5 protein-coding genes are annotated in these 12,288 nt (G+C 64.8%); all 5 read right to left on the reverse strand.

The genetic code is table 11. From position 1 onward, the window contains the following. Positions 1 to 13: 13 nt before the first annotated feature. The 5 genes from JGU71_RS05690 to JGU71_RS05710 all read right to left on the reverse strand — a co-directional run bounded on the left by JGU71_RS05690 (position 14) and on the right by JGU71_RS05710 (position 12,259). Positions 14 to 772 (reverse strand): thioesterase II family protein, encoded by a 759-nt coding sequence (locus tag JGU71_RS05690; protein WP_199703066.1) that lies wholly within the window; start codon positions 770 to 772, stop codon positions 14 to 16. Continuing rightward, a complete protein-coding gene (locus tag JGU71_RS05695) occupies positions 765 to 1,529 on the reverse strand; it encodes a zinc-binding dehydrogenase (RefSeq protein ID WP_199703067.1) in 765 nt (254 codons plus the stop codon). Before JGU71_RS05695 ends, JGU71_RS05690 begins: the two co-directional genes overlap by 8 nt. Next, the gene (locus tag JGU71_RS05700; protein ID WP_199703068.1) at positions 1,490 to 2,017 is read right to left on the reverse strand and encodes an alcohol dehydrogenase catalytic domain-containing protein; all 528 of its coding nucleotides are present in this window, start codon (positions 2,015 to 2,017) and stop codon (positions 1,490 to 1,492) included. The genes JGU71_RS05695 and JGU71_RS05700 overlap by 40 nt, the downstream gene beginning before the upstream one ends. Before the next feature lie 23 nt (positions 2,018 to 2,040). Then, positions 2,041 to 6,687, reverse strand: coding sequence for a type I polyketide synthase (locus JGU71_RS05705; RefSeq protein WP_199703069.1), 4,647 nt, complete (start codon positions 6,685 to 6,687; stop codon positions 2,041 to 2,043). A gap of 127 nt (positions 6,688 to 6,814) precedes the next feature. Further along, positions 6,815 to 12,259, reverse strand: a complete 5,445-nt coding sequence (locus JGU71_RS05710) for a type I polyketide synthase (RefSeq protein ID WP_199703070.1) — start codon at positions 12,257 to 12,259, stop codon at positions 6,815 to 6,817. Positions 12,260 to 12,288 lie beyond the last annotated feature (29 nt).

Below are 12,288 nucleotides of genomic sequence, written 5' to 3' on the forward strand. Positions count from 1 at the left end.
GCCTGTGCCGCCGTCAGCCGACGCCGAGAGTCCGGCGTATCTGTCCGGCAACACGCGGCAGTGCGCTGTGTACGAAGAAGTGATCACCGGGAAGCTGCAGCTCAGCAAACCCACCACGCGTGGTCGTCTGCCAATGTGAAGCCGCCTGTGGTGGTCCGGCTTTGTCGTGTGTGCCTGCGAACGCTGTCACCGGGATGTGCGACGGCTCGCGTGCGCTCCACGTGTACTCCGCCAACAGCTTGAGGTCCGCGCGCAGTACGGGGAGAAATCGAGCGAGAAGCTCGGGTTCACTGCGTACCGCTGCCGGTATCGCACCGTAACGGCGTTCGACCTCTGCGATCAGCGTCTCGTTGTCGTCCGGAGGTCGAAAACGATCCTCGTCCAGGTCGTTCGGTGACCGACTCCCCGACACGAAGAGGTGCGCGACCTCGCGGTTGCCGCGGGCGGTCAGCTCGTGTGCTGTTTCGTAGGCCACGATCGCGCCGAGGCTGTGCCCGAACAATGCCAAAACCCGGTTGTCGCCGGGACTTTCGAGCGCATCGAGCAGGGCTGCGACGGCGTCGTCCATAGACGGCGCAAAAGGCTCACGCGCACGATTGGCGCGGCCGGCCAAGGTCACAACGGAGACCTCGATCGTCGGTGCCAACGCCGCCGACCAGGCGCGAAACGTGCTGGGACCGCCACCCGCATGCGGAAAGCAGACCAAACGCACGGCAGCATCCGGAAGCGGCTTCGGACACCACAACGGATTGTGAGCTGATGTCTCAGGCAAGTTCTGTCGATCCGGATTCGGTGGCGTTGATGTGCACGGCCATGTTTCCACTCGGATGCAGATTCTCGTGCAGCAGTTGGTGATAGAGCCCGACGTCTTCGATGGTGCCGCACGCCGACAGGCATGGCTGCAGGAGGCCGGCGTCGATCAGCTTGATCACTTCTCGGTACTCGCGGAAGTTCGACGCGTGCGAGCCTTGTAGGCGTTTGGAGCGCATCCAGAGATGCCGAAGGTCGACGTCGCCGTTGTAGCCCGTCGATCCGCCGCAGATGACGACCATGCCGCCGTTGTCGCACACATACATCGAGGTGGGCAGCGTGTCCTGACCACTGTGTTCGAGAACGACTTTCGGCAGTTGCCGGGTGCCGAGGATCTCCCAGATCGCCTTCCCGAACGCCCGCGCGCCCTTGTGGAAGTGGTTCATGCCCGCTTCGTCGGTCGTGTCGGGGAGCCTGCCCCAATGATCGAACTTGGTCCGGTCGACCACACCCTCGGCGCCGAGTTCGAGGCAGAATTTCGCACGTTCGTCCGTCGACGCCACCGCGATCGGGATCGCACCGGCTATCCGCGTCAGCTGGATCGCCATCGACCCGAGTCCGCCTGCGCCACCCCAGATGAGGACGACCTCCCCCGGCTTGACCACGTTGCCCGGCCACCCGAAGAGCTGCCGGTAGGCGGTTGGGCCGGTGACCATAAAGCAGGCCGCCTCGGCCCACGTCAGCCGCTTGGGCTTGGGATGGCACTGGAAGTCGGACACCAGACAGAATTGTGCGAAAGACCCGTAGTCGTCTCGTATCCCCAGGCTCGCATGCTGGTCGAGATCGGGTGGTCCAGACCCGCGCGCACGTCGTCGGCCTGTTCGTCCCACTGCGCACCCGCAAGCACAACGTGGTCGCCGACCGCGACGCTGGTGACGCCGTCACCGACAGCCCACACGACGCCCGAACCCTCGGACCCGCCGATATGAAAATCTTCGGGTTGGCCGGCCTTCTGCCGCGCCGAGATGACGTCGACCGGATAGCCGAGCGATGCCCACACGTTGTTGTAGTTGATGCCTGCTGCCATCACCCACACCAGAACCTGACCCCGACCGACGGCGGGCGTCTCGACAACTTCGGTTGCGAAGGCGTGCTTCGGATCGCCGAAGCGCTCGCGTCGGATCACGGAGGCGTACATATATTTCGGTACCTCCCCGATCGGAGGAACCTCGCCGATCTCGTAGCGTTCCTGCACTCCTACCTCCATTGCCGTTGTTTACACCAGTGCCGTCAGTTGGCTTGTTCGGCAAGCTTTTCCAGCAGGTGACCTGCCAGCTCGACCGGCGTCGGGTGTTCGAGGATCATCCGAATCGGTAGCTCGACACCGGTCGCAGCGGCGAGACGTTTGCGAATCTGCAGCCCGGAGATCGAGTCCATACCGAGCTCCAGAAACTGTCCCGTCGGCTCGATGTCGTCCACGGAGTCGTATCTGAGCACACTGGCGATCTCGTTTCTGATCAACTCGACGAGTGTTCGCTCGCGCTCGTCGGTCGACATGGCAGCGAGTTCGACGAGTAGCGAGCTGTTGTCCTTCTCAGCTTGATCATGATGTGAGCGCAGCCGCCGGTACTCGGGCAAGTCGGTGAAAAACGCACCCGCCCGCGTCCGCGTCAGTACGGATTCGGGCTGCTCCCAATCGATGTCGGCAATCAGCACCTCTGTGGCGCCCGATGTGACCAGCTGCTGTACGGCCGCGACGGCGACGGCAGGGTTCATCGGCTTCATGCCGACGATCACGTCGTCCCCGGTGTCCCAACCGATCGATGTCGCGACCAGCCCGCGTGCCCGGCGTCGCTGGGCCAACGCGGTGAAGTATGCGTTGATTGCAGCGCCTTTCGACCGACCCGCGGCACCCCACACGCCGAACCCCGGCGACATCAGAACGAACGCATCGAGCTCGCGGTCGCCCACGACGTCGTCCAGATTTCTCGCGCCGACGGTCGTGTCGAGCAGCCCGTTCGAGTCGGAATCCAGCAGTGCTACATACGCTTCCGGCTCGACGATATGCAGTACCGCAGTGAGCGAGAACTTCTCGTCGATGCCGGTGACAAGTCCGGCGACTGCGTCGGCGTTGCCGAGATCGCACTCGCGCACCGTCACTGCAGCAGGCACATCGGCAATGTCGGTGACATCGGATCCGGCAAGCACGACCTGATCGGCACCAGCGCCGGCGAGCCAACGGGCAACGTCGACGGCTGCCGAACCTGTTCCCGTGACGAGCACGGTCCCCGTCGGCTGCCAGGCCTGCGGCGCCTTGGTACCCGCCTGCTGAGCGCGGTGGATTCTGCGCGCGAAGACACCGTCGGCACGGATGGCGACCTGATCGTCGTCGCCCTGACTGATGACTGCGCACAACGAGTCGAGCACACTCGTCGTCAAGGCTTCCGGTAGATCGACCAGACCTCCCCACCGCTGCGGAAGTTCGGTTGCGGCGACCCGACCGACACCCCACAGGAGCGCGTGCTCCGGGTCCGGCGCTGCGTCATCCGGTCCGACGGAGACGGCCGAGGTCGTTGCGCACCAGAGCGGAGCCTCGATACTCAGGTCGTCGAGTGCCTGCGTGAGAAGGACGGCCGACGGGCCTTCGCCACCGACTCCGAGCAGCGACAGGATTCCTGCAGGTCGACCGCCGGTTGTCGTATCACGCAGCTGCGCAACGAGATCGGCTCTTTTCGCGTCGGGCGCAAGGTCGATGATCCGGGCATCGCCGAGATGTTCGCCAACGGCGTCCGCAATCCTGGCCACCCGTTCGTGGTCCTGACCAGCAGCGACGGCGACGTACCAGATACCTCGTTTCGGGGCGACCGGTCGACGAGCGACGCGGTCGAACGTTGTTCGGTAGCAACACTTGTCGACAGCAGCCGCACGGGTGGAGCGGTTACGCCACGTAGCAAGCTGCGGCAGCACCACGGCAAGGGATTCGGTGTCGGTACTACCGAGCAGATTCGCCAACCCACGGGCGTCCCCGCGGTCGACAAGCTGCCAGAACCCACTGTCGCGCGCATCCGGTCGCTGGTCGCCTGCTCCGAATTCGTCTGGCAGCCAGTACCTTTGATGCTGGAACGGATAGGTCGGCAGATCGGGTCGGTACTTTCCGTCCCCACCCGCGTACGATGCGCGCCAATCGACCTGCACACCTTCGACGTACAGTTCGGCGGCGGAGGTGTAGAACCGCGCAAGGTCGCCCTGTTCGCGTTGCAACGTGCCACCGGTCAGCACGCGGATCGACATATCACCTGCAATCTGTTCGACGGCCGGCAGCAGCACGGGATGCGGGCCGGGCTCGACGAAAGTCCGCCAGCCGGCGCGAATCGCGGATCGCATCGCCGAATCGAACCGCACGGTGTTGCGCATGTTCCGGAACCAGTACGCGGCATCGAGCCCGGTCGTGTCGAGTTCGTCGCCGACCACCGTCGAGAAGAACGGCACCTTCGCCGCCTGCGGCACCGTCCCCGCGAAGGATTCCAGCACCTGATCGCGGAACTGGTCGATAGCACTCGAATGTCCCGCGCCCGTGGCTCCGCGAACGTAACGAACCTTCCCGCCGAGCGCGGTGAGATCGGCGGCTGCCTCGGAAAGGAGATCGGGAGGACCCGAAATAGTATGAGATTCAGGGGAATTCATGGCAGCGATCGACACCGTACCGTCGAAGTGTGCGATGGCACCCTCGATCTGCTCGCCGGAGAGTCCGAGGACCGACGCCATAGTGCCATTGGTCAGGGTCGCTAGCAGCTTGCTGCGAATGCCGACGATCTTCGCCGCATCCTCGAGGGACAAGGCACCGGCAACACACGCGGCAGCCACCTCACCCTGCGAATGGCCTACCACGGCAGCGGGAATCACCCCGTACGACTTCCACAATTCGGTGAGCGAAACCATCACCGCGAACAGGGTCGGCTGCACGATGTCGACCGTCTCCAACGCGGGCGCACCGGCATCTTGGCGCAGCACCGCACCGAGCGACCAGCCGGTCCACGGCTCGAGCGCTTGCTCACAGTCGGCGATCGCACGTGCGAAGACGTCCGACTCGGCGAGCAGTTGCCTACCCATGCCGACCCATTGGCCGCCCTGCCCGGGAAAGATGAATACCGGAGGTCCTGGATTTCGGGAAACCCCCACCGACACATTCGGATTCGCACCGGTACCGCGGATCGCGTCCAAGCCGTCCGACAACTCGTCACTCGTCGTTCCGATCACCACAGCGCGGTGCTTGAACGGCACTCGCGATGCCAGTGAATACCCGATGTCGACCGGGTCGGCTTTCGTTGCCGACAGCCAATCCTGCAACCGCGTCGCCTGCGCCTCCAGCGCCGACTTCGTTCGCGCCGACACCACCCACGGGACAAGTCCGACGCTGCGGCGCGCGCTCTCGGAAACATCCGAAACATCGGCGGGAGGCGGCGACGACACGAGAACGTGAGCGTTCGTTCCGCTGACACCGAACGACGAGACACCACCGGTCCGTGCCCGATCCTCGCTCCACGCAACAGGTTTCGTGAGCAATCGCATCGCACCCGACGACCAATCGATCTGCGACGACGGGACCTCGGCATGCAACGTCTGCGGTAGGACCCCGTTGCGCATCGCCATAACAAGCTTGATCACGCCGGCAACGCCCGCCGCGGGCCCCGAGTGGCCGATGTTCGACTTGATCGACCCGAGCCAGAGCGGCCGGTTCGCGTCTCGATTCCCACCGTAGGCCGCAAGCAGCGCGCCCGCTTCGATCGGGTCGCCGACCGATGTTCCTGTCCCGTGCGCTTCGACGACATCGACGTCGGCGCCGGTGAGTTGCGCGCTCGCAAGCGCCGCCCTGACCACCTGCTGCTGTGCAAGGCCGTTCGGCGCCGCCATACCGTTGGACGCACCGTCCTGATTGATGGCGCTGCCCCGGATCACGGCAGCGACCGGATGGCCGTTGCGACGAGCATCGGACAGGCGCTCGAGCAGCACGATGCCGACGCCCTCGCCCCACCCGGTGCCATCCGCGGTGTCGGCGAACGCCTTGCAGCGGCCATCGGGTGCAGCCGCAAGCCTCGTCATCCCGAGCAGCATCGGAGTGGACATGATCATCGTGCCGCCTGCGACAGCAAGATTCGTTTCGCCGCTGCGCAACGATCGGCAGGCTTGATGGATTGCCACCAGCGATGAAGAGCATGCCGTATCGACAGTAATCGCCGGGCCTTCGAAGCCGAATGCATACGCCAGCCGGCCGGACAGCACGCTCGACATACTGCCGGTCATCATGTGCGTCGCATCGCCGTCGTCGGGAATGTAGCGCGGCGCTGCTTCGTCGTCGCCGTGAATATGCGATAGGTCGTCGTCCGGCGCTGGTGCCTCTGCCACGTCACTGGTCAGGTACTCGTTGTCCGTCTGCACGATCGACGCCAGGTAGTCCAAGCCCGTCGCTCCCATGAACACACCGGTCGGGGTGCCCCGAAGTGTGGTCGCAGCGATGCCGGCACGCTCGATCGCCTCCCACGTCACTTCGAGCAGCATGCGTTGCTGAGGGTCCATCAACATCGCCTCGCGCGGCGAGATGCCGAAGAACTGTGAATCGAAACCCGCGATGTCGGACAGAAAGCCGCCTGCCTGGGCGAAGCCACTCTCCAGGCTGCTGGACTTCGTCGCGATGACCTCTCGCATCGAGTCCCACCCTCGATCGCTCGGGTAGGGGCCGATGGCATCGACACCGGAATTGACCAATTCCCACAGGTCTTCCGGGGTCCGAATTCCGCCTGGATAGCGGCATGCCATCGCCACGATCGCGATCGGCTCGTGAGATCGCTCTTCGAACTCGGCGAGACGCCGACGAGACTCCTGCAGGTCCAGCGTGACTTTCCTGAGGTAGTGCCGCAGTCGCTCCTCGCTCGCAGTCATGATTGTCCTTTCGGTGCACCCGATCGACGGAGCATCCTTTTGAATCTAGGTGATCGTTCCGCCCGTGTGTTGCGAAGTCTCGAGATAGGACGAGCGGGCAATTCACGCCGTTCGGTTATGCGCAGCATCAGAATTCGTCGCCAGCGTCAGCAAGCCCGAGGTCACTGTCGATGAAGTCGAACAGCTCGTCGTCGCTCGACGGCACGATCGCCGAGTGTGAGACATCGAATCGTGATGTCAATTGCCGCAGACGCCGGATCGCCTCCGTGTGCTCGCGGCTTCCGCCGTCCAGATTGGTCAGTGCGGTTTCGATGTCGTCGATCTGCCGGGCTAGGTTCGAGTCTGGGCCATCGGACGTCGGCAACGACAGCTGTATGTGTTTCGCCACCGATATCGGGGTGGGATGGTCGAAGGCGATGGTCGCGGGCAGGGTGATTCCTGTTACTCGCGAGAGTCGGTTCCGTAGTTCGATCGCAGCCAGCGAATCGAAGCCCAGGTCGAGGAAGGCCGTCTCGGGATCGACAGCATCGGGTCCGGGATGGCCGAGCACACCGGCGACGTGAGTACGGACGAGATCCGAAAGGACGCGGAGTTGCTCTTCGTCCGACAGACCTACCAGGCTTGCGGCGAGTTCCGCCGCGGCTTCGGCGGCGTGCGCGCCGTCACCAGCCGTGACGGGTGATCGCACCAACCCGCGCAGCATCGGCGGCACGGCGCCGAGGGCAGCCACCTGCGCCTCCATCCCCTGCCGATCCAGTCGTGCCGCAGCGACGGCAGCTCGACCGCTGCCTATGGCCGCGTCCAACAGTCCAAGCGCTTCGGGCTCCGTCATGGCAACGAGTCCCCCGCGACGCATGCGGGCCCGACCTGTGTCGTCGAGTTCCGCGGCCATGCCACCCGCCAGGTCCCACAGACCCCACGCGATCGAACACCCTGACAGTCCGAGCGCCGTGCGGTGATCCGCCAGCGCATCCAGGAATACGTTGGCCGCCGCGTAACTTGCCTGCCCTGGCGCACCGATGGTGCCCGCGACGGAGGAGAAGAGAACAAAACCAGCCACGTCGAGGTCCTTCGTCAGATCGTGAAGGTGCCACGCACCCATCACTTTCGGCGCCAACACGGTCGACACACGCTGCGCATCCAGCGAGGCCAGCATGCCGTCGTCGAGGACACCGGCAGCGTGCACTACGGCGGTCAACGGGTGTGCTGGATCGATACCCGACACCAAGGCTGCCACCGAATCTCGTTCTGCCACATCGCAGGCCACCCACCGAACCGTGGCACCGAGTTCGGCAAGTTCCGTGCTGACCTCAGCTGCACCGGCCACCGCACCGCCACGGCGGCCCGCCATCACGACATGTCGGATGCCGCACTCGGACACCAGATGTCGCGCGACGACGATGCCCAATGCTCCTGCGCCACCGGTGATCAACACCGTTCCCTCGGCATCCCAACCGAGTTCGTTTCGTTCGCCGGATACCGCCACCGGCGCGAGCCGCGGTGCCGATATCCGACCTTGTCGGACAGCAAGCTGGGATTCGGCGCCCGCGACCGCCGCCGCCCATATAGCGGACGGTATCGGTCCGCTTTCCGAGTGACCGTCCAGATCCACGAGGACGAATCGCCCTGGATACTCCATCTGCGCGCTACGAACCAAGCCCCACAGTGGCGCCTGCGCGACACCCTCGACCACATCGCCTGCAGCAGCGGCGATTGCACCCTCGGTCACGACAAGCAATGGAATTTTCGCGACCTCGGCCGTGTGACTCCAGGCCTGCAGCAGCTCCAATACCCGGACCGTCAGTTCCTGCGCAGCATCCGGGACCGGACCCGTGGCGAGCCCAGCGCAGGGCAGCACCACAGCAACGGGTGGCCGCGCTCCTTCGCCGAGCGCCTCGACCACCCCTGCGATATCGGCGAACCAACGCACACCGATACCCACCTCGGCTGGATCCCCAATTCCCCATAGTGGCCCGGATAGTCCCGAACCAACCTGCACCCCAACCCAATTGACGCCATAGAGGGATTGCCGGCCACCAGCCGCAGCCAGCTGCTGCCTGGACACGGAGACCAAGACGACTGCATCGACGCTCACGACGGGACGCCCCGCCGGATCGACCGCCGTCAGCTCCAGCCGATCGCCATTGCGCCGCAGGCTAACTCGCAACCGAGCCGAATCCGCTCCACCGACGGACACGCCTTGGAACGAAAACGGCAACCACACTCTGCCGCCACCGAGGTCCGTATCCGACTGCGGTGCAGCGGCTTCCGCGACCGCCCACGCGTGCACGGCTGCATCGAACGCGGCCGGATGCACTCCGTACCCGGAGGCTGCGCTGCCATCGGTTTCGATGTCGGCGAACACTTCGTCCCCACGTCGCCACAGTTGGCGCACACCTCGGAACGCCGGTCCGTAGCCGTAGCCGATCTCTGCTAGCCGCGTGTAGCCGGCAGCAACGTCGACTGCAATTGCGTCCTCGGGCGGCCAGACAGTCGATTGCTCGGACATCGGTGCTGATAGCGATGCTGATATCGAGCCGGACGCGTGCCGCACCCACGCCGCCGAATCTGCCTCGGATGCGTCATCGCTGTCCGGACGGGAGTGCACTGCCACCGGACGATGCCCTGAGTCGCCTGCGCTGACAACCACGCGTACAACCACATCGTGCTCGGCAAGTACCAGCGGATCCTCGAGTACAAGTTCGTCCACGCGGTCGTAGCCGAGCAATCGGGCTGCTGCAGAAACCAACTCGACGAGGCCGGTGCCGGGCAGCAACATCGTCCCGAAGACGACGTGATCGGAAAGCCAACGCTGCGACGAGGTCGACAACCGCCCTGTGAACACGACCTCCCCTCCGGGAACTGCAACCAGCGCGCGAAGCAACGGATGCTCCACTGCGGTCACACCGAGGCTGCCTACATCACCTGCCGACACTGCAGGCGACAGCCAATAGCGTTGGCGTTGAAACGCATACGACGGCAAATCCACCCGCTGCGCACCCTGCCCCGCAAAGAACTGCACCCAATCCACCGCGACGCCATGGCAATGCGCATCCGCCACCGCCCGCACCAGCATCTTCACCTGCGACCGACCCCGACGCTGCACAGCAACCACAGCATCGGCATCGATCACCGCCGACAACTGCGCATCAGGACCGACCTCAACGAACCGGCTGCCACCCACCGCCTGCGCCGCACTGATCCCATCAGCGAAGCGGACCGGCTCCCGCACCTGCCGCACCCAATACCCCGGATCAGTGAACAACTCCGTTTCCAACTGCCCGGTCACAGTCGACACCAACGCAATACGAGGCAGATGCCAGGTCAGAGCCTGCGCCACCGCCGCGAACTCCGCCACCATCGGATCCATCAACTCCGAATGAAACGCATGACTCACCGAGAGGCGTTTCGTGCGCCGACCCGACCACCGCGCTTCCAGTTCCTCGATCCCCGCCACCGGCCCCGACACCGTCACCGACGAACGACTGTTGATCCCCGCAATCGACACCCCAGTAGGTAGATCCGTGACATCGGATTCAGCAGCCTCCACCGCGAGCATCGCCCCACCCGACGGCAACGCCGCCATCAACGCACCCCGCGCCGTCACCAACCGCACCGCATCCGCCAGAGACAACACCCCCGCCACATGCGCCGCCGCGACCTCCCCGATCGAATGCCCCACCACCACATCCGGAATCACACCCCACGACTCGAGAAGTCGGAACAACGCCACCTCGACCGCAAACAACGCGAGCTGCGTGTTGTCCGTCCGATCCACATCCGTTCCACCGTCGAACAACCACCCCGGATCACAAATCTGTGTGATTGCTTCCGCGAACACCGGAAACGCCTCGAACAACTCCCGACCCATCCCCGCCGACTGCGCACCCTGCCCCGACAACACGAACACCGTCTTCCCCGCAACAACCTTCACCGGAACCACAGACTCCAGCCCAGCAACGTCCGTCACCGCCACCCGCCACGGCAACTGCGCCCTACCCGCCAACGACACTCCGACATCCACCGCAGACACGTCAGGATGCACGTCCAGCCACCGCCGCAGCCGAAGCGACTGTGCAACAACAGCATCCGCCGACCGACCCGACACCACCCACGGCACCACCGGGAGCGAAATCGATTCCCCCACGCCACCATCCGACAGCGCTACACCCTCGACCGACGGCGCTTCCTCCACAATCACATGCGCATTCGTCCCACTGATCCCGAACGACGACACCCCCGCCCGCCGCGGCCGACCCTTCGACTCCCACACCCGCGCCTCACCCAACAACCGCACCGCACCCACCGACCAATCCACATGCGACGACGGCGAATCCACATGCAACGACCTCGGCATCACCCCCCGCCGCATCGCCTCCACCACCTTGATCACACCCGCCACACCCGCCGCCGCCTGCGTATGACCCATATTCGACTTCACCGACCCCAACCACACCGGACCACACTCACCCCGACCCTGCCCATACGTCGCCAACAACGCCTGCGCCTCGATCGGATCCCCCAACGCCGTCCCCGTCCCATGCCCCTCCACCACATCCACATCCACCCCAGACAACCCAGCCGACGCCAACGCCGACCGAATCACCCGCTCCTGCGACGGACCATTCGGCGCCGTCAACCCATTCGACGCACCATCCTGATTCACCGCAGAACCCCGCACCACACCCAACACCCGATGACCCTTCAACCGCGCATCGGACAACCGCTCCAACACAACCAAACCCGCACCCTCACCCCACCCAACCCCATCAGCACTGTCCGAGAACGACTTACACCGACCATCCGGAGCCAAACCCCGCTGCCGACTGAACTCGACAAACGCTGCGGGCGTTGCCAGCACGGTCACGCCACCTGCTAGTGCGAGGCTGCATTCCCCCGATCGCAACGACTGCACCGCCTGATGCACCGCGACCAACGACGACGAACATGCGGTATCCACCGACACCGCCGGGCCTACCAATCCGAGTGAGTACGCGACGCGACCCGAGACGACGCTCGCCATTCCGCCCGAACTCAGGTAGCCCTCCAATTCGTCTCGGTGTGTACTCATCGCTGCCGCGAAGCCGTAGTCGTGGTACATCACACCGGCGAACACGCCGGTTGCGCTGCCGCGCAGCGACGTCGGATCGATCCCTGCGTCCTCCAGCGCCTCCCATGCGACCTCGAGCAATACCCGCTGCTGCGGATCCGATGCCAAGGCTTCCCGCGGCGATATCCCGAAGAACCCTGCATCGAAATCACCGGCATCGCTGAGGAACGCACCCCGCCGCGTGTAAGACTTGCCGCGCGCCTCCGGGTCCGGATCGAACAGCCCGTCGACATCCCAGCCACGATCCTCCGGAAACTCACCGACGACATCTCGACCTTCGATCAGCATGTCCCAGAACGTATCCCGCGAGGTGACGTCACCCGGGTAGCGGCATCCGACACCCACGATCGCCACCGGTTCGGAGCGCTCCAACGTGAGTTTCCGGTTCTCCGCGCGTAGGCGTTCCGCTTCGGTGATCGACCGCCGCAGCGCGTCGAGCATCGGATCCTGCGAGTCAGCCATCGGTTCCCCTTGTCCGCGAATCGATTCGA

This window comes from Antrihabitans stalagmiti (assembly GCF_016482825.1).
Taxonomy (GTDB): Bacteria; Actinomycetota; Actinomycetes; order Mycobacteriales; family Mycobacteriaceae; genus Antrihabitans; species Antrihabitans stalagmiti.

Bases quoted from the DNA above. Each gene is read 5' to 3' on its own strand.
- JGU71_RS05710 (WP_199703070.1), bottom strand. From the start codon at position 12,259: ATGGCTGACTCGCAGGATCCGATGCTCGACGCGCTGCGGCGGTCGATC.
- JGU71_RS05705 (WP_199703069.1), bottom strand. From the start codon at position 6,687: ATGACTGCGAGCGAGGAGCGACTGCGGCACTACCTCAGGAAAGTCACG.
- JGU71_RS05700 (WP_199703068.1), bottom strand. From the start codon at position 2,017: ATGGAGGTAGGAGTGCAGGAACGCTACGAGATCGGCGAGGTTCCTCCG.